This window comes from Roseovarius amoyensis, assembly GCF_003260265.1.
Classification (GTDB): Bacteria; Pseudomonadota; Alphaproteobacteria; order Rhodobacterales; family Rhodobacteraceae; genus Roseovarius; species Roseovarius amoyensis.
In genome coordinates this window covers 98,893-123,974 of the sequence record NZ_QITQ01000009.1, presented here as the reverse complement: position 1 = coordinate 123,974, position 25,082 = coordinate 98,893, and the positions used below count along the sequence as shown (strand labels likewise).

The following is a 25,082-nucleotide window of genomic DNA, read 5'->3' as shown; positions in this document are numbered from 1 at the left end:
CCGCACACACCCCGCCTTCAATTACACGATGCGTGTGTCTAGTCTTTCCTTGGCGGCGCGCCACCGGCAAAGACGTTGCCATTGACGTAATCACACGGCTCTTCCTGCATCTGCAGGTGCAGCTCGTCGCCCTCATAGGGGTGGGCACGGGCAAGTGCCTCGTCCACCTCGATGCCCAGGCCCGGCGCCTCCGGCGCGCCGACAAAACCGTTTTCCACCCTGATGGTGCCGCCGATCAGGCGGTTGTGGAATTCGGTCTCTATCGTCTCGCACATCAGGATGTTGGGGATCGAGACGGCAAGGTGGATATTGGCCGCCCATTCAATCGGGCCGGCGTAAAGATGCGGTGCCATCTGCGCGTTATAGACCTCGGCCATGGCGGCGATCTTGCGCGCCTCCCACAGCCCGCCCGCGCGCCCCAGCGCCGGTTGCAGGATCGCCGCCGCGCCCTCGCGCAGGACGGGGGCGAATTCGGCCTTGGTGGTCAGCCGTTCGCCGGTGGCCACGGGGATGCGCACCCGCGCCGCCACCTGCGCCATCTGGCCAACGCAATCGGGCGGCACCGGTTCTTCGAACCACAGCGGCGAAAAGGGCTCTATCGCCTGGCCCAGCCGGATTGCGCCGGCGGTGGTGAACTGGCCATGGGTGCCAAACAGCAGATCGGCGCGGTCACCCACCGCCTCGCGGATGGCGCGGCAGAAGGCCACCGATTGCGCGATGTCCGACATTGCCGGCATGTGCCCGCCGCGCAGGGTATAGGGCCCTGCCGGGTCGAATTTCACCGCCGTGTATCCGCGGTTGACGCAATCGGCGGCGGATTCGGCGGCCAATTCGGGCGAGACCCAGAAGTCGGGCAATTGGTGATGGGGCAGGGGATAGAGATAGGTATAGGCGCGAATGCGCTCGTTCATCCGCCCGCCCATCAAGGCCCATACCGGGCGTTCGCGCGCCTTGCCCAAGATGTCCCAACAGGCGATCTCCAGCCCCGAAAACGCGCCGATCACCGTCGGGTCGGGCCGCTGGGTAAAGCCCGAGGAATAGGCACGGCGGAACATCAGTTCGATATTCTCGGGGTTTTCGCCCTGCATGTGGCGGGCAAAGACATCCTCGATCACCGCGCGCATCGCCTTTGGGCCGACGGCGGCAGCATAGCATTCGCCCCAGCCGGTGATGCCGTTATCGGTGGTCAGCTTGACGAGTATCCAGTACCGCCCGCCCCAGCCCGGCGCCGGAGGGGCGGTGACAATGATGTCGAGGTCCCGCAGTTTCATCGGCGATCTCCGATTGGTGGCGCGGAACTATCCCTCGCCCAGCATGATCACGTTGCGCCGGGCGCTGCCCGACCTGGTGTCGGCGATGGCCTCGTTGATCTGGTCAAGCCGCCAGCGCCTGGAAATCAGCTCGTCCAGTTTCAGCCGCCCCTGGCCGTAAAGGTCGATCATCCAGGGAATATCACGGGCGATCACCACGTCGCCCATCTTTGAGCCGACCATACCCTGCCCGGCGGCGGCGAAATTGGCCGGCTCGTATTGCGACATTGCCCCGCTTGCGGGCATGCCGACCATGATCACCTTGCCGCCGCCGGCGAGGTATCGCGGCGCTTCGTCATAGGCGCGCGGCGCGCCGACGGTGACAAAGACCGCATCCGCCCCGCGCCCGATCGCCGCCTTGGCCGCGCGCCAGGGCTTGCTTTCGGTGGCCAGCACCCCGTCGGTTGCGCCAAAATCACGGGCGTCGGCCAGTTTCTCCTCGGTCATGTCCACGGCCACGATCCGCCGCGCCCCGGCGATGCGCGCGCCCTGGATGGCGTTCAGGCCGACGCCGCCCGCGCCGATGACCACCACGTCCTGCCCCGCCCGCAGGCCTGCGGCGTTCACCACCGCGCCCACGCCGGTGATGACCCCGCAGGCCAGCAGGCTGGCTGCCGCCATTTTCATGTCATCGGGGATGCGGACGACCTGGCTCTGGTCCACCACCACCTTCTCGGCGAATGCGCCGCAGGCCAGCGCCTGGTGCAACGTGCCGCCTGTGGCGGTCTGCAGCGGGCCCTTGTCGCCGTCATGGGGCGTTTCACAACCCGTGGGGCGGCCAGAAGCGCAGCTGGGGCACTGCCCGCAGGCGCGGATCAGCGTCACCACGACCGGGTCGCCCACGGCCAGCCCGGAAACCCCGTCGCCCAGGGCGCTGATGCGACCCGCCGCCTCGTGCCCATAAACCGCCGGCAGCGTGCCACCCCAGGCGCCCTCGGCATAGGAAATATCGGAATGACAGATGGCGACCGCCTCAAGCGTGACCTCGATCTCGCGTGCCTGCGGTGCGCGCAGCTGCACATCTTCGATGACGAGCGGCTGACCGAATTCGTGACAGACCGCGGCTTGGATGGTTTGCATCGTTTTCTCCCAAATGCCGATGTTGGCGGGCAGCCTGCACGCGATTCCGAACCCCGCGCAAGTGCGAACCGATACCAAAGTGTCATTGCGCGTCAGATATGGCCGATCCGGCGCAGGAAATCGCCCAAAAACCGGGCGTACTCATCGGGTTTCTCGACACAGGGCAGGTGGCCCGCGCGCCGGATCAGGCGGAATTCCGACCCCGGAACGAGCGACGCGGTCTCGCGCACCAAGTCGGGCGGGGTAGCGCCGTCCTCGGCCCCGGCGATTGCCAGCAGCGGCAGGCGCAACCCGCTGGTCGGGGTGTAAAAATCGGTTCCCGCGATGGCCGCGCTGCAACCGACATAGCCCTCGGCGGGTTGCGAGACCAGCATTGCGCGCCAGGTCGCCAGTTCGGGCGAGGCCAGGAAATCGCGCGAGAACCAGCGCGCCATTGTCGCATCGGCAATGGCCTCGATCCCGCCGGCGCGCACCGCGTCGATGCGTTGCTGCCATATCTCGCGCGTGCCGATGCGGGCGGCGGTGTTGGACAGCACCAGCGCGCGCACCTGATCGAGGCGTTTCACCGCCAGCCCCTGTCCGATCATGCCGCCGATCGACAGCCCGACGAACACCACATCGCGCAGACCAAGATGGTCGATCAGCGCTTCGGCGTCGCCCACCAGCGCGCCCATCGTATAGGGGGCGGGCGGCACCGAGCTGGCGCCGTGGCCGCGCTTGTCATAGCGCAGGATGCGCAGCCCGGCCGGCAATAGCGGCAGCACCGCGTCCCACAGATGCAGATCGGTGCCCAGCGAATTGGCAAAGACCAGCGGCGCACCCTTGGGGTCACCATCTTCGCGGTAGTTCAGCGTCACGTCACCGAGCGACAGAGAGGGCATGATCACATCCTTTTCGTCGTTTCCCGACAGTGCCGTCTGACCCGTCCGGGCACAAGGACCGGCGCCGGCGTCAATATGGCAGGCCGACATAGTTTTCCGCCAGCACATGGCGCGCGGCCTCACTTTCTTGCAGCATGGCGAACTCGGCCTCTGCGGTGCGCTGGTCGAATTCGGACCGGTCGGGAAAGCTGTGCAGCAGGGTTGTCATCCACCAGCTGAATCGCTGGGTTTTCCAGATGCGGCGCAGCGCGGTTTCGGAATATTCGCCCAGCGCCGTGCTGTCGCCCCGCAGGTAGTGCCGCAGCAACGCCCGAAAGAGATAGCCGACATCGCTGGCGGCGGTGTTCAATCCCTTGGCGCCGGTCGGTGGCACGATATGGGCGGCGTCGCCGCACAGGAAAAGCCGCCCCCATTGCATCGGCTCGCACACGAAAGACCGCAAGGGCGCGATGGATTTTTCGATGCTGGGGCCGGTGATCAGGGTTTCGGCGGCGTCTTGCGGCAGACGGCGTTTCAGTTCCTGCCAGAATTCATCGTCATCCCAGTCGTCGGGATGGTTGGAAAGCGGGCACTGGATGTAATAGCGGCTGAGCCCCGGATTGCGCATCGAAGCCAGCGCGAAACCGCGTTCCGAGCCGGCATAGATCAGTTCTTCGCTGACCGGCGGGGTTTCGGACAGAACCCCAAGCCAGCCGAAGGGATAGGTCTTCTCGAACTCGTGGCGCACGCTTTCGGGGATGGCCTGGCGCGAGGGGCCATGAAAGCCGTCGCAGCCGGCCACAAAGTCGCTCTCAATCCGGGTTTCGCGCCCCTCGTGCAGAAAGGTGATATGGGGGGTGTCGGTGTTCAGGTCGTGCAGGCTGACATCGGCGCATTCAAAAAATGTGGGCAGGCCGGCCTTGTCGCGTGCGTCGTAAAGGTCGCGGGTGACTTCGGTCTGGCCGTAGATAACAACATGCCGCCCGGTCAGCGCCTCGAAGTCGATGCGCAACTGCCGGCCGCGACAGGCCAGGGTCACGCCCTCGTGGATCAGGCCATCGCTGTCCATGCGTTCGCCGGTCCCGGCCTCGTGCATCAGCTCGGCAAAGCCGGTTTCCAGGACGCCCGCGCGGATGCGCGACAGGACATGTTCGCGGCTGCGCCGTTCCAGCACCACCGTATCGATGCCCCTGGTGTGCAAGAGCTGGCCCAACAGCAGCCCCGACGGCCCGCCGCCGATGATCGCCACCTGTGTGCGCATGATCTGTCTCCTCCTCCTCGTGCTGCGGCCCGAAGGTCGCGTGCGGATAACCTCCTCGTCTCTCCTCCTGTTCGTTGCCTTCTGACTCCTGCCTCAGCCGTAGGTTTTCAGCGCCCGGCCAAAGGTGCCTGCATCGACGTTACCGCCCGAGATGGTGCAGATCACGGTGTCGCTGTCGAGTTCGGATGCATGAAACAGTGCCGCCGCCAGCGCCACCGCGCCGCCCGGTTCGGCCACCAGCTTGAGCCGGCGAAACGCCTCGGCCATGGCGCGCAAGGCGTCGTCGTCACTGACCACAAGCCCCGGCCCGCACAGCCGTTGCATGATCGGAAAGGTGATTTCGCCCGGCATCGGCGTCAGGATTGCGTCGCACAGCCCGCCGGCCTGGGTTTCGTTGCGTTCCCGCCGGCCCGAGACCAGCGAACGCGCGGCATCGTCGAAACCGACAGGTTCGACCGTGCACACGCGCATTTTCGGCGCCTCCGCCTCCAACGCCAGGGCGATGCCGGCGCTTAGTCCGCCGCCGCCGCAACAGACCAGCACCTCGGCCTCTTCGATGCCCTCGGCGCGGGCCTGTTGGGCGATTTCCAGCCCGCAGGTGCCCTGGCCGGCAATTACCTGCGGTTCGTCATAGGGCTTGATCAGCGTCAGCCCGCGGTCGCGTTCCAGTCTCGCGCCCAGTTCCTCGCGGCTTTCGCCGGCGGCACGGTCATATAGCACCACCTCGGCGCCCTCGGCGCGGGTGTTGGCGATCTTCAGCTCGGGCGCGTCGGAGGGCATCACGATCACCGCGCTGGTGCCGAATTCGGCCGCTGCGCGGGCCACCCCCTGGGCATGGTTGCCGCTGGAATAGGCCAGCACCCCGCGGGCGCGGGTGTCGGGATCGAGCGCCGAGACCGCAGAGCGCCCGCCGCGATACTTGAAGCTGCCGGTGTGTTGCAGGCATTCAGGCTTGACCAGCACCCGCCGCCCGGAGATCCGGTCGAGAAAGGGCGATGACAGCAGCGGCGTGCGCCGGGCGTGGCCCTGCAGGCGTTCGGCGGCGGCGCGGATCATGGCGATGTCGGTCATTCGACGGCCTTCAGCACGGCGCGGATGGCCTCCAGCGCCTGGGGTTCATCCAGAAACGGCACATGGCCCCGGTCGGGCACCACGGTTGCGATCATGCCGGGGTTGCGCGCCTGCATCCGTGCCTGGCAGTCGACGCTGAAGAGGTCGGAATTGGCGCCCCGGACCGATGCCAGCGGCAGCCCTGCCAGCATGTCGAAAAGCGGCCAGAGGTCGGGCGCGCCGCCGGCGGCATCAGGGTTTGCCAGCGCCTCGCGCAGGCGTGGGTCATAGCGCAGGCCGATGCCGCCCTCGGGTTGCTCGAACCACATGAATTCGGCCTGCTGTCGCCAGCGGTCAAAGGGCACGCCGTGAAAATCCGCCGCGTGGCCCTGCATCAGTGCCCTTGCCGCCGAATCGAGGTCAGGAAAGGGCGGCGCGGTGCCGACATAATCCATGATCCGCGACAACCCCGCATCGGACAGTTCGGGGCCGATATCGTTCAGCACCACCCCCGCCAGCCGGTCCTGGTGCGTCGCCGCCAGTATCATCGCGATCAGCCCGCCGCGCGATGTGCCAATGATCACCGCCCGGTCCAGCCCCAGGTGATCGAGCAGCTCGATCGCGTCCTGACCCTCGCGCGGGATCGAATAGGTTTTCGGGTCGGGGGCGTGGTCGGATTGCCCGCGCCCGCGATAATCCAGCCTTATCAGGCGTGCACCCGACATATGCGGGGCAAGCCAGGTGAAGTCGGCGCTGTTGCGCGTCAGCCCGGCAAGGCACAGCACAGGCGGGCCGTCACCTTCGTCCCGATAGAACAGGGACAAGCCGTCAGAGGTGGTGAAATGCGGCATCAGACGGCAAGCCCGGGGATGCCGGACAGGTCGTTCAGCACCGTTCCGGGGCGGCCCGGCAGGCGGTCTATCGGTTCTCCCGCGCGGTTCACCCAAACGGTTTTGAAGCCATAAAAGGCGCCGCCGGCGACATCCCAGCCGTTGGATGAAACGAACAGCACCTCGGACGGGTTGCAGCCAAAGCGCGCGCCGACCAGGTCATAGACCGTTCGCGCCGGTTTGAAGACGCCCACGCTTTCGACCGACAGCACATCATCCAGGTAGTCGCCGATCCCCGCCGATTCAACGGCCGAGGCCAGCATCCCGGGCGATCCGTTCGACAGGATGGCGGTGGCGATGCCGTGTTCCTTGAGGATCTTCAGCAGTCCCGGCACCTCGGGATATGCGTCAAGTTCGCGGTAAAGCTGCAACAGGCGTTCGCGCAGTTCGGCATCGCCGTCCAGCCCTTCGGCCTCCAGCGCCCAGTCCAGCGCATCCTGGGTCAGCGTCCAGAAATCGGCATGCTGGTCCATGACCGCGCGCAGCCAGCTGTATTGCAACTGCTTGAGCCGCCAATGCGTGGCGATGGCCGGCCAGTGGCGGGCAAATTTCTCGCGCCCGGGTTCCTGTGCGGCGTTGCGGGCGGCGGCGCTGACGTCGAACAGCGTTCCGTAGGCGTCGAAGATGCAGGTGGTGATGGTCATGGCGTCCTCCTTGCCGGCAAGAGTGGCACGGCACGGTGCTGCCGAAAAGCCCCTGATCCATTCCCCGACCCGCAGCACAATCAATCCGGCGTGAGACGATTTGCATTCCGGCGAGACGCTTGGTAGCCTTCTGCGCATGCGCTCAAGCACCCGCGCCATATGCGGCCTTGCAAACTCACCCCCCTAACAGATCGGACTCTTCATGACTCAGGCCAAGACGGGCGATACCGTCCGCATTCACTATACTGGTACGCTTTCAGACGGATCCACCTTTGACAGCAGCGAAGGGCGCGAGCCGCTGGAATTCACCATCGGGTCGGGCCAGATCATTCCCGGCCTCGACGCCGCGCTGCCTGGCATGACGGCGGGCGACAAGAAAACCGTCGAGGTGCCTGCCGACCAGGCCTATGGGGAACCCGACCCCAATGCCCGCCAGGCGGTGCCGCGCGCCGATATCCCGGCCGACATTCCGCTGGACATCGGCACCCAGCTGCAGGTGCAGACACCGCAGGGCCAGGTGATGCCGGTAACCGTGGCCGAAGTGACCGAGGTTGAGGTGATTCTTGACGCCAATCACCCGCTGGCGGGCCAGGACCTGACCTTTGCGATCGAGCTGGTCTCGGTCGGCTGACGAAACCATGCGGCAGGGATGGCGACGCGCGCGGGCCTTGCGCGCGCCGCTTTCGCCGCTAGGCTTGCCGCCGGGCCGCGGCGCCCGGCCCTGCCGGCGCCGCGTACGCACCGGCCGGAGGCAAGCCAATGATCACCCAGACCGAAAAACTGCTGCAGCGCATCCGCGAACTGCAGGACGAAATCGAAACCGACCTGCGCCGCCGGGCAGAGAAATTTCGCTATCGGCTGGATGATGGCCGGGTGGTGTTCGAGGCCGGAATGCGCGCGCGCCACCGGGCGCTGCGGGTAGGGCTTGGGGAATTCCTGCGGCAGACCAGGCCGATGGTGGTGCTGACCGCGCCGGTGATCTATTCATTGATCGTGCCCTTTGTGCTGCTCGATCTCTTCGTGACGATCTATCAGCGCGTCTGCTTTCCCGTCTACGGGATCGAACGCGTGCGCCGGGCTGATTTCATCCGCATCGACCGCCAGCATCTGGCCTATCTCAACGCGCTTCAGAAACTGAACTGCATCTATTGCGGTTATGCCAACGGGCTGGTCGGCTATGCGCAGGAGGTCGCAGGCCGGACCGAGGCCTATTGGTGCCCCATCAAGCACGCCGCGCGCATCGGTGCGCATCACGCCTATTATGCGCAGTTCGTCGATTATGGCGATGGCGAGCGGTTTCAGGATGGGCTTGTCGCCTCGCGCCGGCGGGTCACGCGACCGGGGTTGTCGGGGCACGGGCCGGGGCAGGGCCCGGCGGACGATACGGTATAGTGGCGCGGATCAGGACGCCTTGCGGCGCAGCCGGATCACCACATCGACACTGGCCACCTCGGCGCCTTCGGGCGGGCGGGGCAGGCCGGTGATCTGCAAATGGTCGCCGGGCGCGTCCATCAGCCGTTCTTCGTCTTCCCAATAGAAATGAGGGTGGTCGTGGGTGTTGGTGTCGAAATAGCTCTTGGAGCCATGCACCGTCACCTCTTGCACGAGGCCGGCCTCGCTGAAGGCCTTGAGCGTGTTGTAGACGGTCGCCAGCGATACCGGCTCTCCTGCCCTTTGGGCGGCGGCGAACAGGCTTTCGGCGGTAACGTGACGGTGCCGACCATCCCCCACCAGGATTGCAGCGAGGGCCACGCGCTGGCGCGTCGGGCGCAGCCCGGCACTGGCCAGCCATTCGGTGCCGTGTTCGATGGTCTGCATATCGGTCATCTCGAACCCCTTGGATAAATAGCAATATAATGGTTGGAGTTGGACGAATTCAAACGGAAATGATGCCGCAGGCAGGGTCGGTCCGAGGGCCGACAGTCTTGCAAGCCGCTTTCCTGCGATGGTACAGGGACAGAAATACGCCACACCAGACTGGAGGGAGCCGCCTGAATGGCCGAATATCCGAGCAGCTTCGACCGAGATGAGCTCCTGAAATGCGCCCGAGGAGAGTTGTTTGGCCCGGGCAATGCCCAGCTGCCCGAACCGCCTATGCTGATGGTCGACCGCGTCACCGACATTTCGGGCGATCGCGGCGCGCATGGCAAGGGGCATGTCGTGGCCGAATTCGACATCACGCCTGACCTGTGGTTCTTCAAGTGCCACTTTCCCGGCAACCCGATCATGCCGGGGTGCCTGGGTCTGGACGGGCTGTGGCAGCTGACCGGGTTCAATCTGGGCTGGCGCGGCTGGAAGGGGCGCGGTTACGCGCTGGGCGTGGGCGAGGTCAAACTGACCGGCATGGTGCGGCCCGACCGCAAGGTGCTGACCTATTTCGTTGATTTTACCAAGGCGGTACAGACCCGGCGGCTGACGATGGGGGTTGCAGACGGCCGCGTCGAAGCCGATGGTGAGATTATATATCAGGTCAGGGACATGAAGGTCGCTCTGTCGGAAAGCTGAGCGCCGCAAGGTTAACCGCAAGCTTGCGAGCAACGTCACAAGCAACGTTACAGGGAGAGCGCAGATGCGTCGTGTCGTCGTAACCGGGTTGGGGGTCGTCTCCAGCATTGGCACCAACGCGACAGAGGTTCTGACCGCGCTGAAGGCCGGCCGGTCGGGTATTTCCGCCAATGAACAGATGGTCGAGCATGGTTTTCGCAGCCGTGTCGCCGGCGCCATCGACATCGACCTGACGGAACATGTGGACAAGCGCCAGCTGCGGTTCATGGGGCCGGGGGCGGCGTATGCCCATATCGCCATGTGTCAGGCCATTGCCGATTCCGGGCTTGAGGAAAGCGATGTCGTCAACCCGCGTACCGGTCTGATCGCCGGGTCGGGCGGGCCGTCGACCAGCGCCATGCTGGCGGCACATCAGACGGTGCTGAAAACCGGCAACACCCGGCGCATCGGCCCCTTCGCGGTGCCCAAATGCATGTGCTCGACCGTCTCGGCCAACCTGGCGACGGCGCACAAGATCAAGGGCATCAACTATTCCATCACCTCGGCCTGCTCGACCTCGCTGCATTGCATCGGCAACGCCGCCGAACAGATCATGATGGGCAAGCAGGACGTGATGTTCGCCGGCGGGGGCGAGGAACTGGACTGGACGCTGTCGTGCCTCTTTGACGCGATGGGCGCGATGTCGTCCAAGTTCAACGACACGCCGGAACGCGCCAGCCGCGCCTTCGACGCCGACCGCGACGGGTTCGTCATCTCGGGCGGCGGCGGCATCGTGGTGCTGGAGGATCTCGACCACGCGCTGGCGCGGGGGGCAAAGATTTATGCCGAGGTCACCGGCTTTGCCGCCACATCGGACGGGCACGACATGGTTGCGCCCTCGGGCGAGGGCGGTGAACGTGCGATGCGCCTGGCGCTGGAACAACTGCCCGAGGGGCGGCGCGTCGGCTATATCAACGCGCATGGCACCTCGACCCCGGTGGGCGACGTGGGCGAGGTCGAGGCAGTGCGCCGCATCTTCGGTGAAGGCAACGTGCCGCCGATCAGTTCGACCAAGTCGATGACCGGGCACGCACAGGGCGCGGCCGGCGCGCTCGAGGCGATCTTCTGCCTGCTGGCGCTGCAGGATGACTTCATCATCCCCTCGATCAATGTCGAAACGCTCGACCCGGCCTTTCAGCCGGGCGAAATCGCCACCGAGCGGCGCGACAATGCCGGGCTCGACACGGTTATGACGAACTCCTTTGGTTTCGGCGGCACCAACGGCTCGTTGCTGCTGAGCAAATATGACGGGTAGGTCGCAGATGGATATGTCGATGAAGGGTATGCGCGGGTTGGTCATGGGCGTGGCCAATGACCGCTCGATCGCCTGGGGAATCGCGCGGGCCATGCATGCCGCCGGTGCCGAACTGGCGTTTTCCTACCAGGGCGAGGCGTTCGGCAAACGGGTCGAGCCGCTGGCGGCGTCGCTGGGGTCATCGCTGCTGGTCGATGTCGACGTGACCGACGATGCCTCGCTCGACGCGGCCTTTGCGGCGCTGTCGGACACATGGCCGACAATAGATTTCCTGGTGCATGCCATCGCCTATTCGGACAAGTCCGAACTGAAGGGCCGGTTCCTGAACACCAGCCGGGATAATTTCAAACGCTCGCTCGACATATCCTGTTATTCCTTTATCGAGGTCGCGCGCCGCGCCTACCCACTGATGAAACAGAACGGTGGTACGCTGTTGACGCTGACCTATCAGGGGTCGAACCGGGTGGCGCCCAACTATAACGTGATGGGCGTGGCCAAGGCGGCGCTAGAGGCCGCGACGCGTTACCTCGCCAACGACCTGGGGCCGGACGGCATCCGCGTCAACGCCATCAGCCCTGGCCCGATGAAGACGCTGGCCGGCGCGGCCATCGGCGGCGCGCGGCGCACCTTCAAGCATACCGAGGCCAACGCGCCACTTCGGTCAAACGCCACGCTGGACGCGGTCGGCGGCACGGCCGTCTATCTGGCCTCTCCCGCCGGCGCCTATACCACGGGCGAGATCATTCGCGTCGATGGCGGCTTTCACGTTCTGGGCATGCCGCAGGCCGAAAACCTCTGAGATAGGCCCAAATCCGGCCATCGCATTGCCCCGCTTTCGCCCAGCCGGGGTGATAGGCGACAGGCATGGATTATGCGCGCAAAGCCCTGGCCGAGGATCGAGAGCGAGCCTTTGGCGCCCGCGCCGCCCGTGCGCGCGGCTGGGCGCGGCTGGCCTATGCTGTGCTGGTGGTGCTGTTCCTGTTCGCGACGTGGCAGGACAGGGCGCTGGCCCCGCCGGTGCACGACGGCATGAAGGTAACGGTCGAACGCGTCGTTTGGATGGCCGAAAACACCGACGAAGTGCGTGCCTCTATCCAGGGCCTGATGCGCAGCTCTTCGGGCACTTCGGCCAAGCCGCAGCACGACCCTGTCACGCGTTTTCTGCTGCAATTCGAACGCTGATCCGGTCAGGCATTTGGCCCGGGCGGGCTAACCAGCGCCCGCCTTTCAGAACCACTGCCCCGGTTCCATCAGCCCCAAGTCGAGCAGCTGGCGGGAATGCCATTCGAACGGCGTCGAGTTGTGCCAGCGGAAATCGTCGATCTCGAAGGTCGAGCCGGGGTTGGCCTTGAGCGCCTTTGCCGTGCGGAACGACACCACCGCCGCCGTCAGGTTGTTGTGCCAGGGGCAGGCATAGGTGTTGTATTCCTCGTCCGAAAAGGTGTGATCTCGGAGCAGCTTGAGCCCCGGCTTGGCCTGAAACAGCGATATCCGGTCGATCTTGCGGCGGTCGGCGGGGATATGTTCCTCGAACCGCCAGCGCAACCCGCCAAAGAAATCCAGCTGCCTTTCCTTGGGGTGGTTGTGATTCTCGGGGTCGAGGCGGGCCAGCGCGTAATACCCCGACCGGTCCAGGTGGGCATTCTCCAGCGATACGGCGTTGGGGTGGCGGTGCAGGTCGCCGGCATAGATGTCGATGACGTAGCTCAGCATCGCCTCGCGCCGTTCCTCTGTGTGAAAGCGTAGCAATTCGCCCACGGTGCGCGTTTCGCAAAACGGAAAGAACAGGTATTCGGCGTTGAAACAGTAATACAGCCATGTTCCTTGCGCGGCGGCGATGACGCGGTTCACGACCTGGCTGAAATCGGCGTTGCGCTTGAGGTCGTGATCGACGCGGATCACCTGTTCGCCAAGGTTCGCGGCCAGGTCGAATTCGGCCGGCATAAAGGCGATGACGCTGCGAAACCCCAGGTCCAGGTGGTGGCGCAGGGTGCTGGCGACCTCGATATCGTCCTCGACCAGGATCATCGCCACCGGCCCCGGCGTGAGCGCCTGACGCCCATTCGCCAGCAGTGCGTTAAGGCTGGGATAGTGCATTTTCCACCTCGAACTGCCCACGATGCGACCGTTGCCGAAACTCGGTCAATTCAGCACGCATTGCAAGTGACCCGGACCTTGATGTAGTCAGGCGGCCTGATACCTGCGACGGGTGGGAGACAGGCGGATCATGGCCGGGCAGAAAAAACTCTACATCAAGACCTATGGATGCCAGATGAACGTCTATGACAGTGAGCGCATGACCGAGGTCATGGCGCGCGCGGGCTATGTCGGCACGGAAACGCCCGAAGATGCCGACATGATCCTGCTCAATACCTGTCATATCCGCGAAAAGGCGGCTGAAAAGGTCTATTCCGAACTGGGCCGCTTTCGCCCGCTGAAAGAGGCGCGCCCCGATCTGAAGGTCGGCGTTGCCGGCTGCGTGGCGCAGGCCGAGGGCGAGGAGATCATGCGCCGCGCCGGGCTGGTCGACTTGGTGGTCGGACCGCAAAGCTATCACCGCCTGCCAGAGATGGAGGCGCTGGTGCGCGAGGGAAAAAAGGCGCTCGACACCGATTTTCCCGCTATCGATAAGTTCGACGCACTGTCCGAGCGTCCCAAGGCAAAACGCGGCCCGACTGCGTTCCTGACCGTGCAGGAAGGCTGCGACAAGTTCTGTGCCTTCTGCGTGGTGCCCTATACGCGCGGGGCCGAGGCCAGCCGCCCTGCCGCGCGCATCCTGGCCGAGGCGCGCGACCTGGTCGAACGCGGTGTGCGCGAGGTCACGCTGCTGGGCCAGAACGTCAATGCCTATCACGGCGCGGGCGAGGATGGTAGCGACTGGTCGCTGGCGCGCCTGATCGGGGCGCTGGCGGAAATCGACGGGCTGGTGCGGATCCGCTATACCACCTCGCACCCCAATGACATGCAGGATGACCTGATCGCCGCGCATGGGGCTTGCGACAAGCTGATGCCCTATCTGCATCTGCCGGTGCAGTCGGGCAGCGACCGCATCCTCAAGCGGATGAATCGCGGCCACGACGCCGAATCCTATATTCGCCTGATCGAACGCATCCGCGCCGCGCGTCCCGATATCCTGATGTCGGGGGATTTCATCGTCGGTTTCCCCGAAGAGACCGAAGAGGATTTCCAGGCCACCCTCGATCTGATCGAGACGGTGGGCTATGGCTATGCCTATTCGTTCAAGTATTCGCCGCGCCCCGGCACCCCGGCGGCTGAGCGCGATCAGTTGGACGAAGACGTGAAATCGGAGCGCCTGCAGCGTTTGCAGGCATTGTTGACCCGCCAGCAACGCGCCGCGCAGGACGCCATGATCGGTCGCGAGGTTGGCGTTCTGATCGAAAAGCCGGGCCGTCTGCCGGGGCAGATGGTGGGAAAATCCGATCACCTGCACGCCGTTCACGTCACCGATCCCGATCTGCGCCCTGGTGATCTGGTACAGGTTGAAATTGTCGAAAGCGGGTCGAATTCACTGGCCGGCCGGGTGATCGCGCCGGCTACCTGAAGCTGCGTTTCACCTTTGTCGTGCTGACCGCGTCGGACCGGATGCTCAATGCCGCTTCGCCCGCCCAATGGGGCGTTTCTGTGTCCGAGTCCGCCAATAAGGCTTCACAACCATTCCAAACTTGTTACACTCAAACGATAATTTCATCAGGTTCGGATTCTCTGCTCGACCGGACCTTTTGGGGGAAATGAAAGGACAGTGGCTGTGACCGGATATCTTTTTAGAACGGTCCGCAGCGTCCTTGGTGGGGTGGCTGCCGCCGTCATCGGTATTTCGATGATGGCAGACCCGGCCGAGGCGCAAAGCGGACAGCGTGTGATTGTCGGTGAACGATACGTGCCGACAATCTGGGTCGATCCCGACGGATGCGAACATTGGGTGATGGACGACGGGTGGGAGGGGTACATGACCCCGCATGTCACCCGTCAGGGAATTCCCGTCTGCCGCCGGGGCAATGTCTGTGGGGTCATGAACAGCGATCAGCTGTTTGCCACCGACAGCGCACATATCAACGCCCAGGGCCGTGCCCGGCTGATGGATTTCTTCCGCAAGACCAACGCGATTTCCTATATCATCACCGGTCATACCGACAGCCGTGCCTCGGACGAGTACAACCTCGACCTGTCGCTGCGCCGTGCCAATTCGGTCGCGCGGGTTGCGGCCCAGAGCGGCGCGCGAATCGCGGATGTGCGCGGCTACGGCGAGCGCATGCCAAAGGCGCCCAACACCACAGCGGCCGGGATGCAGCAGAATCGCCGGGTCGAGATCATCTGCATTCGTTAGGGGGACGACATGAAATTCGCCAAAATATGCGCCGTGCTTGGCGCTGCAATGCTGGTTTCGGGCTGCATGGGAAGCAAGGTCGACAAGACCGTTGACCGTGGCATCGATTCCAAGCATCTCAGCCAGCTTCAGGCCGGCATCTGGGTCGATCCCAACGGGTGTGACCACTGGATCATCGACGATGGGGCCGAAGGGTACCTGTCACAGCGGCTCGACAAATATGGCAAGCCGGTCTGCTCTGGCACCGCGCCGCCCAACGTTGCGACCGGCTCGTTCAAGCGCGGCTCGTCGGTGTCAGACCCGATCTGATCGCACAACGATACGCGACAGGCGTCGCGCATGGGGTCGCGGGTGTCACGCCCGCGGCCTTTTCACGTTCCGGGCATTGTTTCGGCATGCTTTATCTTGCAGTTGCTCCTGCATCTTGGCACCATATCTGTGTCACGCTGGCTCAGGAGAATTGCTTGGCTACGACCGCGCTGCCCCCGATCGACGACGCCTCATCCCTGCATGAAGAGTGCGTTGAATTTCCCGACAATTTCCTGCTGATAGACCTGTGCGGTGAGCATGACCGCAACCTTGCCGAGATCGAGCGCCAGCTCGGCGTGCAGATTCTGCGGCGGGGGAATCAGCTGGCCGTGGTGGGCGAGCCGGCGATGGCGGCCGAAACTGTGGCGGTGCTGCGTGCCCTTTATGCCCGGCTGGAATCGGGGCGTTCGGTGGAACATGGTGACATCGACCGGGTGCTGCGCATGGGCGATCAGGCGGGAACCGACGACGAAACCTGCGATGGCGACCAGTTGGAAATGTTCCGCGGCGGCCCGGTCGAAATCAAGACCCGCAAGAAAGTGGTCGAACCCCGCACCGACGCGCAAAAGGCCTATGTGCTGTCGCTCTACAATAACGACCTGGCGTTCGGCATCGGGCCGGCCGGCACCGGCAAGACCTATCTGGCGGTGGCGGTGGGCGTGGCGATGTTCATCGAGGGCCGCGTCGACCGCATCATCCTGGCCCGCCCGGCGGTCGAGGCCGGCGAAAAGCTGGGCTACCTGCCCGGCGACATGAAGGAAAAGGTCGACCCCTACATGCAGCCGCTCTACGACGCGCTGAACGATTTCCTGCCGGCCAAGCAGGTGGCCAAGCTGATCGAGGAAAAGCGCATCGAGATCGCGCCGCTGGCCTTTATGCGGGGGCGCACGCTGTCCAATGCCTTTGTGGTCCTGGACGAGGCGCAGAACGCCACCTCGATGCAGATGAAGATGTTCCTGACCCGGCTGGGCGAGGGCAGCCGCATGGTGATCACCGGTGACCGCAGCCAGGTCGACTTGCCGCGCGGTATCACCAGTGGCTTGCACGATGCCGAGCGTCTGTTGAAAGATATCCCCAGAATATCGTTCAATTATTTCACTTCCCGCGATGTGGTGCGGCATCCACTGGTTGCGGCCATCATTGACGCCTATGAACGTGAAAGCTGAAATGAGCGCGCGCACCGTACTGCCGTGGTAACCGATACCCTGATAGAGGACGGTCGCTGGCAAGAGGTCGACCTACCGGCCCTGGCTGAGCGCGCGGCGGTGGCCACGCTGCGGCACCTCGGCCTTGATCCAGATGACTGGGAAATTGCGGTTCTGGCCTGCGATGATGCCCGCATCGCCGAGCTGAACGCCGATTTCCGCGACAAGCCACAGCCCACCAACGTGCTGAGCTGGCCCAGCGCCGAGCGCGGCGCCGACCAGCCCGGCACCCGCCCGGCACAACCGGTGCCCGGCACCGACGGCGAGCTGGGCGATATTGCCATCGCCTATGACACTTGCGCGCAAGAGGCCGCCGCGGCGTGCCGAAGCCTGGCCGATCACACCACGCATCTGTTCGTTCACGCCACGCTGCACCTGCTTGGTTATGACCATGTTCGTGACCAAGATGCCACTTTGATGGAGGCATGCGAGGTGCAGATACTTGGCAAACTGGGGATACCGGACCCATATTGAGTGGAACAGGGCGCGCGCCGGTGTGTGCGGGCCAGTCAGAATTGGACAAGGAACAAATGAGCGACAGTACAGAGGCGTCTTCTATCGCGGCGCAGGGCGCGCAGGCGGACAGCCATGATGAAGACGACGACAATGGTGGGTTTTTCCGTCGCATCTTCGATGCGTTCAGTTCCGGCGATGAAAGCCATCAGAACGGCAAGGTACAGACAGGCATGGTCAGTGGGCCGGGACTGGGCAATCTCAGCTGCCTCACGGTAGAGGATGTCGCCATTCCCAAGGCCGATATCGTCGCGGTTCCGGTCGATGTTTCCAAAGAGGATCTGGTGCAGGTCTTTCGCGACAGCGGGCTGTCGCGCCTGCCGGTCTATGAGGGCACGCTGGACAGCCCCGTGGGCATGGCGCACCTCAAGGACGTGGCGCTGCGCTATGGTTTCAATGGCAAGGGCGGGCGATTTTCGCTGCGCCCGCTGCTGAGGCCGCTGCTTTACGTGCCGCCCTCGATGCCCATCGGTGTGCTGCTGCAGAAGATGCAGAACGAACGCCGGCACATGGCGCTGGTGATCGACGAATATGGCGGCGTCGACGGTCTGGTGACGATCGAGGACCTGATCGAACAGGTGGTGGGCGAGATCGCCGACGAACACGACGTCGAGGACGATACGTTCTGGACGCGGGAAAAACCCGGCGTCTACCTGGCGAAGGCCAAGACCCCGCTGGACGAGTTCGAGCAGGAAATCGGCCTGTCTCTGACCGACGCCGAGGAAATCGACGAAGAAGAAATCGACACGCTTGGTGGGCTGGTGTTCATGCTGCTGGGCCGGGTGCCGGTGCGCGGCGAGATGGTCGAACATCCCGGCGGCACCGTTTTCGAGGTGATCGAGGCCGACCCCCGCCGGATAAAGCGGCTGCGGGTGCGCCTGCCCGGGGTCGTGGAAGGCTAGGCGCGGATGCTTGCGCCCCAACGCCTGTCTCATCTTTCGCCACGCAAGCGGCTGGCGCTGGCCCTGCTGGCCGGGGCCGTGGGCGCCCTGGGGCAGGCGCCGGTGGGGTTCTGGCCAGCGACAGTGCTGTCGCTGGCGCTGGTCTGGGGGCTTGGCCGGGCCACGCCGGGCTGGCGCTGGGCCGGGCTGATCGGGCTGGCGGCGGGCACTGGCTATTTTGCCGCGTCGCTTTTCTGGATCGTAGAGCCGTTTTTCGTCGATGCCGCGCGCGATGGCTGGATGGCGCCCTTTGCGCTGGTTTTTCTGGCGCTGGGCATGGGGCTATTCTGGGGCGCGGCGCTGGCGATGACGCGGGCGGCGGGCGGCGGCGCGGCAGCGTTCATTGCCGCATTCGTGCTGGTCGAGGCCGTGCGCACCTATGCGCTGACCGGCTTTCCCTGGGCGCAGGTTGGCCACGCGCTCGTCTCTTCGCCGCTGCTATACTGGGCGTCATGGACGGGGTCGCTGGGGCTGACGGCGCTGATCGCGATGGCGGCGGCGGGGCTGTGGCACCTGTTGTCGCGGCGTGTCTGGCGGGGGCTGGCGATCATGGCGCTGCCTGCGGTGTTCTATGTCGCGGCCGGGCCGCTGGCGCCTGATACCGCCCCGCGCGAGGGCGCGCCGGTGATCCGCCTGGTTCAGCCCAACGCCCCTCAGCACGAAAAATGGGACCCTGCCAACATCCGCATCTTTTTCGAGCGCCAGATCAGCTTTACCGCCGCGCCGTCCGAAGGTCCGGCACCGGCGCTGATCGTCTGGCCCGAAACGGCGGTGCCCTGGCCGCTGGACGACGCGCGCCCAGCCCTTGACGCGATCACGCGCGCCGCCGGTGACACGCCGGTGGTGCTGGGTTTGCAGCGGCTCGATGGTGTGCGCTATTACAACTCGCTCATTCGGCTGGATGCCGGGGGGGCGGTGACAGCGGTCTATGACAAGCACCACCTGGTGCCATTCGGTGAATATGTGCCGTTCGGCAACTTTCTGGAAAATCTGGGAATTTACGGACTGGCCGCGAATGAGGGGCATGGGTATTCGGCCGGACCGGGGCCGCAGGTGATCGACCTCGGCGCGCTGGGCCAGGCACTGCCGCTGATCTGCTACGAGGGCGTCTTTCCACAGGATGTAGGCGGCTATGACGAACGGCCTGACCTGTTGCTGCTGATCACCAACGATGCCTGGTTCGGGCAGGTGTCGGGGCCCTATCAGCACCTCGCCCAGGCGCGGCTGCGCAGTGCCGAGCAGGGCCTGCCGATGATCCGCGTGGCCAATACCGGTGTCTCGGCCATGATCGACGCGGGCGGGCAGGTGCGCGCACATCTGCCGCTGGGCGAGGCGGGATGGATTGACGCACCCCTGCCGCCGGCGCTGCCTGTGACGCCTTATGCCCGGACGGGTGACACGCCGGTTATCCTTATTTCGCTGATTCTGCTTGCCTTTTCCTGGCTGCGCTGCCACGGCGGGCTGCGGGTTGCCCCGCGCAATTAGGCGTTGACGCCTATCCACCCCGCGAATATGCATTTGCGATCCGTCACAACGGCTTCCTGGCGTGACGGCGAAACATTTAACGGAGCAACTTTCATGACCCGTCAGAACTATGTCTTCACCTCCGAGTCCGTTTCGGAGGGGCACCCCGACAAGGTGTGCGACCGTATCTCGGATGCGGTGCTTGATGCCTTCATTGCCGAGGATGCGCTGGCCCGGGTGGCGTGCGAAACCTTTGCCACCACCAATCGCGTGATCATCGGGGGCGAAGTTGGCCTGACGGATCAGGAAAAACTGCACGAATTTATGGGCCGGGTCGAGCAGATCGCGCGCGACTGTATCCACGACATCGGTTACGAGCAGGAGAAATTCCACTGGAATACCTGCGAGATCACCAATCTGCTGCATGAACAGTCCGCCCATATTGCCCAGGGCGTGGTCGGTGGCGGCAACCGCGACGAGGGTGCAGGCGACCAGGGCATCATGTTCGGGTTTGCCACCAATGAGACGCAGGCGCTGATGCCGGCGCCGATCCAGTTCGCGCATGCGATCCTGCGGCGGCTGGCGGAGGTGCGCAAATCCGGGAAGGAGCCGACGCTGGGTCCGGACGCGAAATCGCAGCTGTCGGTGCGATACGAGAATGGCAAGCCGGTCTCCGTGGCGTCGCTCGTGCTGTCGACCCAGCATTTCGACGAGGATCTGTCGAGCGATCACATCCGCGAGATCGTCGAGCCCTATATCCGCGAGGTTCTGCCCGACGGCTGGCTGACCGATGAAACGGTCTGGCACGTCAACCCCACCGGCAAGTTCGTGATTGGCGGGCCGGATGGCGACGCCGGGCTGACCGGTCGCAAGATCATCGTCGACACCTATGGCGGCGCCGCACCCCATGGCGGCGGGGCGTTTTCGGGCAAGGACCCGACCAAGGTCGACCGATCGGCGGCCTATGCGGCACGCTACCTGGCCAAGAACGTGGTCGCCGCCGGGATGGCCGATCGCTGCACCATTCAGCTGTCCTATGCGATCGGCGTGGCGGAACCGCTGTCGATCTACGCCGAAACCCACGGCACGGGCGAGGTAGAGCCCGCCGAGATCGAAAAAGCGATCCGCGGCTCGATGGACCTGACCCCGCGTGGTATCCGCGAACATCTGGGCCTCGCGCGGCCGATCTATCAGCGCACCGCGGCCTATGGCCATTTCGGGCGCGACCCGCAGGACGATGGCGGTTTCAGCTGGGAGCGCACCGACCTGGTTGAGACGCTGAAAAAGGCGATCTAGAGCGCAGGGGGCGCTGCTCCCGTCGCGCGCCTTGCGCGCGCCTCCCCCGAGGTATTTCGGGCCAGATGAAGCCGTGGGAAAGCGGGGATTCAGGTTTTGGGGAAAATCTGACGTAGATCGGGAAATGAGTGGTTTTATGGGTCTTTCTCTGGATAAGTCGGTCGTCGAGGATGGATTTTCCTGTGCCCGCGGCGTGGGGCAGTCGGCATGAGCGGAACCTCGCACCAGTCCGGCGCGCCCTGGCGCAACTTTTATGGCCGTCTAAAGGGCAAGGGACTGCGCAGGTCGCAAGAGACCTATCTGCAGGAGGATCTGGAGCGGCTGTCACCCGGCCCGGTCGGGTGGGACGAGAACCCCGAGCGCAGGAAACTTGACCTGGAAGCGGTTTTCGGTGGGCGTGATGTTTGGCTGGAAATCGGCTTTGGCAGTGGCGAGCATCTGGTGCACCAGGCCGTGACCCACCCCGAAGTGGGGCTGATAGGGTGCGAGCCCTATATCAATGGGGTAGCGGCGTTGCTGGGAAAGATCCGCGGCGCAGGTTGCGAAAACATTCGCGTCCACCCCGGCGATGCGCGCGACCTTTTTGATGTGCTGCCTGACCGTTCGATCACGCGGGCGTTCCTGTTGTATCCCGACCCCTGGCCCAAGAAACGCCATCACCGGCGCCGGTTCGTCACGCCCGAGCATTTGGAGCCGCTGGCGCGGGTGATGAAACCGGGGGCGATCCTGCGGGTGGCCACCGACATTCCCGACTATGTCCGCCAGACGCTGGAAGAGGTGCCAAAACAGGGCTTTGCCTGGCTGGCAGAGCGTCCCGGCGCCTGGCGCGAGCCGTGGGAGGACTGGCTGCCGACGCGCTATGAACAAAAGGCGCTGCGAGAGGGCCGTGTGCCCCACTACCTGACGTTCCGGCGTGAATGATGGGGTAAGCGCGGCTTATGCCGCGAGCTTGTCACCCAGCCGGCCAAGCATGTCGAGGCATTGCTGAAGCTGGTCGATCGAGACGAATTCGTCGGGCTTGTGCGCCTGCTCGATCGAGCCGGGACCGCACACCACCGCCGACATGCCAGAACCTTGTAGCAGCCCGGCCTCGGTGCCGAAGGCAACCAGTTCGGCGGTGCTGGCACCGGTCAGTTCCATCAGGATATCGCGGGCCTCGTTCGCGTCGGCTGGGATCAGGCCCTCGACCTCGCCGATGGTTTCGGTGACGATGCCGGCATCGGGGCAGATCGCGCGCATCGCCGGCAGCAGATTGTTTTCGCAATAATCCCTGAGGTCCGCCTTGACGAACTCGGCATCCTCGGTCTGAACCGGGCGCATTTCCCATTCGACCTCTGCATGGCCAGCAATGACGTTATGGGCCACGCCGCCCTTGAGGCTGCCGGTGTTGATGGTCGTCCAGGGCGGATCAAAACGGCTGTCCCCGGGCGCGCGGGCGCGCAGCGCGTCCTTGAGTTCCAGCAGGCGGTTTACATAGCGCACGGCGTATTCCACCGCGTTCACACCTCGGTCGGGGGCCGAGCCGTGACCGGCCAGCCCGGTAAAACGGGTGGTGTATTCGTAACAGCCCTTGTGCCCCTCGATGATGCGCATTGAGGTGGGTTCACCGATAACTGCAACAGCGGGGCGCAACCCTTTTTCCTGCAATGACTTTACCAGCGCTTGCCCACCCAGGCAGCCGACCTCTTCGTCATAGGTGAAGGCGAAATGCACCGGGCGGCTGCCGATGCGTTCGGCAAAGATGGGCGCCATGGCCACGGCGGAGGCGATGAACCCCTTCATGTCGCAGGTGCCGCGGCCATAGAGCAGGCCATTCTGTTCGATCATCTGAAAGGGGTCGCTGGCCCAGTCTTGGTCCTTGACCGGCACCACATCGGAATGCCCGGACAGCACGATACCGCCATCAACTTCGGGTCCTATGGTAGCGAAAAGATTGGCTTTGTGGCCGATCTCGTCGTGAAAGATGTCGACCCGTGCGCCGGCATCCTCGAGCCGGTGGGCGAGATAGGCGATCATGTCGAGATTGCTGAGTTCGGAAACCGTGGGAAAGGCGACCAGATCGCCCAGAAGAGCCACTGCCTCGGATAGCTGAGCTGCCACGCGCGTTACCCCTTTGCCGGAAAACCACCGGCGACTCTGTTGAGGCCGCGCCGCCCCGTCAAGGCAAAACTGGGCCGGAAGAGCACGCAGGGGGAAATGACGAAGTGTCGATATGTGGGTGCGTTACGATGATACGACCTGACAGATTGCCGAAATCCGGCGTAAAACTGCCGGTTCAAGGGGGTACTGGTCAGGAAAACATGCGCGGAGGGCCTGTAAGCCGGATTCTGTACCGGGGCTTGCGCCCCGGTGATGACCATTCCTCTGGGCCCGCCGTTACCGGCGCGCTCTTGCTGCCAACCCGGACCGCGGGGCCAAGGCGGCCCGTGATGCGGTCCCTATTCGGCATTGCTCCCGGTGGGGCTTGCCGTGCCGGTCCGGTTGCCCGTCCCGCGGTGGGCTCTTACCCCACCGTTTCACCCTTACCCCGGAACAATGCCCAGGGCGGTCTGTTTTCTGTGGCGCTTTCCCTCGGGTTGCCCCGGCCGGGCGTTACCCGGCACCGTTGCCTTGTGGAGTCCGGACTTTCCTCACCCCGAAAGGTGCGGCCATCCGGCCCTCCGCGCAGGCCCCAGTTATGCAGCCGGGGTCGCCCGGTCAACCGGAAAGCGGCGCGCGAGGTCGGCGGCAAGGCCAGTGTCGATGGCATCGCACGGCCCCGATGCCCAAGGGCGAAACCGCAGGCGAAAGGCAGAGAGGATCGTCGCCTCATCCGCTTCGGCGGTATAGCCAAAGGCGCGGGCGTGGCCCAGGAAATCGCCATCCTGTGCTGCGCATTCCGGCCAGACCGACAGTCCCGACAATGCCAGCCGCCGCCAGTCGAAGCGCGCGCTCGGGTCGAACTTGCGCCCCGGCGCCATGTCGGAATGGGCAATGACGCGGGCGGGGGCGATGTTCCACCGCGCCATCACGTCGCGCATCAGCCGTTCCAGCGCGGCCATCTGCGGCTCTGAAAAGGGGGTGTTACCGGGGCTGGCCAACTCAACCCCGATGGAACGGGAATTGACGTCGCAGACCGCACCCCAGCGGCCGGTGCCGGCGTGCCATGCGCGCAGCGCCTCGGGCACAAGCTGCCAGATCGTTCCGGTTTCGGAAATCAGGTAATGGGCTGAAACCGCGGCCTCAGGGTCGCAAAGGCGGGCGCGCGCGCCGTCGCAGTCGGGCATGCCGGTGTGGTGCAGCACGATCATATCAGGCGTCGCCCCGTCCCGCCGCGGCCCGCAATTGGGCGAGGGGAAGGGGCGCGCGCCGCTGTGGTCGGGCGTCACGTCAGTTCTGCACGGCCATGCGGAACGGGGTCGGATCCCAGCGGCAGGCAAAGCCATCGCCATCGGGGTCGAGGCCCAGACGGTCGCGCTCAGGCCCGCCCTTTTCCAGGAAATCCAGTTGCGCCAGGTCGGCCGAGGCGTATTTGGCGCAGTTGCGCTGGAAGCGGGCCTGCTTGTTGATGCCGATCCTAGTATAGACCTTGGTGCCCACCTGGTGCGAGGTCGAGAGCGCGTAAGAGACGATGTTGGGCCCGGAAGCGCCGCTGCGCGAGGGCAGGGCGGTGGGCTGGATCACCTGGTACTGTTCGCGGTTGCGCGCGATCAGCGCGGCGTCGCTTTCGATCGAGCGAACACTGTCGACTGCGTCGAAATCGTTCTCTTCGGAAATGCCGGTCGAGGTTTCAACCGTCTGTGGTGGTGGGTTGTTGGGGCTGGCCTCCAGCGGTACTTGCCCGGAGTTGGCCCGTGCGGCGGCCAGGGCGGCCTGGGTTTCGGCGGCGATATCGGCGGGGTCGGTGCTGTCCGTCGATGCCGTAGCCGTGGTGTCCGTCAGCGGCTTGGCCGAGATCATGATATCGCTCGAACCCGCGGACGATTCGTCTGAAATCGCGCGCGCCGGCGGCAACGGTGATACCCCGGCGGCGCTGTCGGGAATGCTGGGCGAACACGCCGCCACGGCCGCAGCGGCGGCAAGAAGGGAAATGAAACGCATCTGCTGTTGTCCTGCCATTTGTCTTTTGGCGCAGA

General features: G+C 64.8%; 27 protein-coding genes, 1 other RNA gene and 1 riboswitch. Of the genes, 15 read left to right on the top strand and 13 right to left on the bottom strand.

The window, feature by feature from the left end; all coding sequences use genetic code 11:
• Positions 1-38: 38 nt before the first annotated feature.
• From DL899_RS10075 to DL899_RS10045, 7 genes are all read right to left on the bottom strand, one after another.
• Positions 39-1,271, bottom strand: a complete 1,233-nt coding sequence (locus DL899_RS10075) for a mandelate racemase/muconate lactonizing enzyme family protein (protein WP_111734222.1) — start codon at positions 1,269-1,271, stop codon at positions 39-41.
• Between the two features lie 27 nt (positions 1,272-1,298).
• Positions 1,299-2,390, bottom strand: coding sequence for an alcohol dehydrogenase catalytic domain-containing protein (locus DL899_RS10070; RefSeq protein WP_111734221.1), 1,092 nt, complete (start codon positions 2,388-2,390; stop codon positions 1,299-1,301).
• Positions 2,391-2,482: 92 nt separating this feature from the next.
• Positions 2,483-3,271 (bottom strand): 3-oxoadipate enol-lactonase, encoded by a 789-nt coding sequence (gene pcaD / locus DL899_RS10065; protein ID WP_111734249.1) that lies wholly within the window; start codon positions 3,269-3,271, stop codon positions 2,483-2,485.
• Between the two features lie 70 nt (positions 3,272-3,341).
• Complete coding sequence (pobA, locus tag DL899_RS10060; protein ID WP_111734220.1) at positions 3,342-4,511, bottom strand: 4-hydroxybenzoate 3-monooxygenase; 1,170 nt, start codon at positions 4,509-4,511, stop codon at positions 3,342-3,344.
• A gap of 93 nt (positions 4,512-4,604) precedes the next feature.
• On the bottom strand, positions 4,605-5,582 hold the full coding sequence (locus DL899_RS10055; protein ID WP_111734219.1) for a threonine ammonia-lyase: 978 nt from the start codon (positions 5,580-5,582) through the stop codon (positions 4,605-4,607).
• A complete protein-coding gene (locus tag DL899_RS10050) occupies positions 5,579-6,412 on the bottom strand; it encodes an alpha/beta fold hydrolase (RefSeq protein ID WP_111734218.1) in 834 nt (277 codons plus the stop codon). The genes DL899_RS10055 and DL899_RS10050 overlap by 4 nt, the downstream gene beginning before the upstream one ends.
• The gene (locus DL899_RS10045; protein ID WP_111734248.1) at positions 6,412-7,095 is read right to left on the bottom strand and encodes a haloacid dehalogenase type II; all 684 of its coding nucleotides are present in this window, start codon (positions 7,093-7,095) and stop codon (positions 6,412-6,414) included. The genes DL899_RS10050 and DL899_RS10045 overlap by 1 nt, the downstream gene beginning before the upstream one ends.
• 202 nt (positions 7,096-7,297) lie before the next feature.
• Between DL899_RS10045 and DL899_RS10040 the strand changes: the two genes are divergently transcribed.
• Entirely contained in the window at positions 7,298-7,726 is a 429-nt protein-coding gene (locus DL899_RS10040; RefSeq protein WP_111734217.1) for an FKBP-type peptidyl-prolyl cis-trans isomerase, read from the top strand.
• Positions 7,727-7,854: 128 nt separating this feature from the next.
• Positions 7,855-8,487 carry a hypothetical protein gene (locus tag DL899_RS10035; protein WP_111734216.1) on the top strand — a complete coding sequence of 211 codons (633 nt, stop codon included), beginning with the start codon at positions 7,855-7,857 and terminating at the stop codon, positions 8,485-8,487.
• A gap of 9 nt (positions 8,488-8,496) precedes the next feature.
• Here DL899_RS10035 and irrA read toward each other — a convergent pair whose 3' ends face one another.
• Complete coding sequence (gene irrA / locus DL899_RS10030; protein WP_111734215.1) at positions 8,497-8,922, bottom strand: iron response transcriptional regulator IrrA; 426 nt, start codon at positions 8,920-8,922, stop codon at positions 8,497-8,499.
• Positions 8,923-9,090: 168 nt separating this feature from the next.
• Here irrA and fabA point away from each other — a divergent pair, with 168 nt between their 5' ends.
• The 4 genes from fabA to DL899_RS10010 all read left to right on the top strand — a co-directional run bounded on the left by fabA (position 9,091) and on the right by DL899_RS10010 (position 12,076).
• Entirely contained in the window at positions 9,091-9,600 is a 510-nt protein-coding gene (gene fabA, locus DL899_RS10025; RefSeq protein ID WP_111734214.1) for a bifunctional 3-hydroxydecanoyl-ACP dehydratase/trans-2-decenoyl-ACP isomerase, read from the top strand.
• 64 nt (positions 9,601-9,664) lie between these two features.
• The gene (fabB, locus tag DL899_RS10020) at positions 9,665-10,894 is read left to right on the top strand and encodes a beta-ketoacyl-ACP synthase I (RefSeq protein ID WP_111734213.1); all 1,230 of its coding nucleotides are present in this window, start codon (positions 9,665-9,667) and stop codon (positions 10,892-10,894) included.
• Between the two features lie 7 nt (positions 10,895-10,901).
• A complete protein-coding gene (locus DL899_RS10015; RefSeq protein ID WP_111734212.1) occupies positions 10,902-11,693 on the top strand; it encodes an enoyl-ACP reductase FabI in 792 nt (263 codons plus the stop codon).
• A 65-nt stretch (positions 11,694-11,758) separates the two neighbouring features.
• The gene (locus DL899_RS10010; RefSeq protein WP_111734211.1) at positions 11,759-12,076 is read left to right on the top strand and encodes a hypothetical protein; all 318 of its coding nucleotides are present in this window, start codon (positions 11,759-11,761) and stop codon (positions 12,074-12,076) included.
• A gap of 45 nt (positions 12,077-12,121) precedes the next feature.
• Here the strand turns inward: DL899_RS10010 and DL899_RS10005 are convergent, their stop codons facing one another.
• Positions 12,122-12,991 carry a hypothetical protein gene (locus DL899_RS10005; RefSeq protein WP_111734210.1) on the bottom strand — a complete coding sequence of 290 codons (870 nt, stop codon included), beginning with the start codon at positions 12,989-12,991 and terminating at the stop codon, positions 12,122-12,124.
• A gap of 130 nt (positions 12,992-13,121) precedes the next feature.
• Here DL899_RS10005 and miaB point away from each other — a divergent pair, with 130 nt between their 5' ends.
• From miaB to trmB, 9 genes are all read left to right on the top strand, one after another.
• A complete protein-coding gene (miaB, locus tag DL899_RS10000) occupies positions 13,122-14,456 on the top strand; it encodes a tRNA (N6-isopentenyl adenosine(37)-C2)-methylthiotransferase MiaB (protein WP_111734209.1) in 1,335 nt (444 codons plus the stop codon).
• A gap of 276 nt (positions 14,457-14,732) precedes the next feature.
• Complete coding sequence (locus DL899_RS09995; RefSeq protein WP_111734247.1) at positions 14,733-15,239, top strand: OmpA family protein; 507 nt, start codon at positions 14,733-14,735, stop codon at positions 15,237-15,239.
• Positions 15,240-15,248: 9 nt separating this feature from the next.
• Positions 15,249-15,548: a hypothetical protein gene (locus DL899_RS09990; RefSeq protein ID WP_111734208.1), complete on the top strand. Its 300-nt coding sequence runs from the start codon at positions 15,249-15,251 to the stop codon at positions 15,546-15,548.
• A gap of 155 nt (positions 15,549-15,703) precedes the next feature.
• Positions 15,704-16,714, top strand: coding sequence for a PhoH family protein (locus DL899_RS09985; RefSeq protein WP_239494669.1), 1,011 nt, complete (start codon positions 15,704-15,706; stop codon positions 16,712-16,714).
• A gap of 24 nt (positions 16,715-16,738) precedes the next feature.
• Complete coding sequence (ybeY, locus tag DL899_RS09980) at positions 16,739-17,227, top strand: rRNA maturation RNase YbeY (RefSeq protein ID WP_111734206.1); 489 nt, start codon at positions 16,739-16,741, stop codon at positions 17,225-17,227.
• A 56-nt stretch (positions 17,228-17,283) separates the two neighbouring features.
• A complete protein-coding gene (locus tag DL899_RS09975; RefSeq protein ID WP_111734205.1) occupies positions 17,284-18,168 on the top strand; it encodes a transporter associated domain-containing protein in 885 nt (294 codons plus the stop codon).
• Between the two features lie 6 nt (positions 18,169-18,174).
• Positions 18,175-19,692 carry an apolipoprotein N-acyltransferase gene (lnt, locus tag DL899_RS09970; protein ID WP_111734204.1) on the top strand — a complete coding sequence of 506 codons (1,518 nt, stop codon included), beginning with the start codon at positions 18,175-18,177 and terminating at the stop codon, positions 19,690-19,692.
• A gap of 37 nt (positions 19,693-19,729) precedes the next feature.
• Positions 19,730-19,779, top strand: a riboswitch (SAM-SAH riboswitch).
• Between the two features lie 6 nt (positions 19,780-19,785).
• Positions 19,786-20,967 carry a methionine adenosyltransferase gene (metK, locus tag DL899_RS09965; RefSeq protein WP_111734203.1) on the top strand — a complete coding sequence of 394 codons (1,182 nt, stop codon included), beginning with the start codon at positions 19,786-19,788 and terminating at the stop codon, positions 20,965-20,967.
• 207 nt (positions 20,968-21,174) lie between these two features.
• The gene (trmB, locus tag DL899_RS09960) at positions 21,175-21,888 is read left to right on the top strand and encodes a tRNA (guanine(46)-N(7))-methyltransferase TrmB (protein ID WP_111734202.1); all 714 of its coding nucleotides are present in this window, start codon (positions 21,175-21,177) and stop codon (positions 21,886-21,888) included.
• A 15-nt stretch (positions 21,889-21,903) separates the two neighbouring features.
• On the opposite strand, the gene argE is transcribed toward trmB, so the two are convergent.
• From argE to DL899_RS09940, 4 genes are all read right to left on the bottom strand, one after another.
• Positions 21,904-23,067, bottom strand: coding sequence for an acetylornithine deacetylase (gene argE / locus DL899_RS09955; protein WP_111734201.1), 1,164 nt, complete (start codon positions 23,065-23,067; stop codon positions 21,904-21,906).
• Positions 23,068-23,267: 200 nt separating this feature from the next.
• An RNA gene (gene rnpB, locus DL899_RS09950) (RNase P RNA component class A) lies at positions 23,268-23,631 on the bottom strand.
• Between the two features lie 11 nt (positions 23,632-23,642).
• On the bottom strand, positions 23,643-24,335 hold the full coding sequence (locus DL899_RS09945; RefSeq protein ID WP_338049654.1) for an N-acetylmuramoyl-L-alanine amidase: 693 nt from the start codon (positions 24,333-24,335) through the stop codon (positions 23,643-23,645).
• Position 24,336: 1 nt separating this feature from the next.
• On the bottom strand, positions 24,337-25,047 hold the full coding sequence (locus tag DL899_RS09940; protein ID WP_111734199.1) for a hypothetical protein: 711 nt from the start codon (positions 25,045-25,047) through the stop codon (positions 24,337-24,339).
• Between the last annotated feature and the right edge of the window lie 35 nt (positions 25,048-25,082).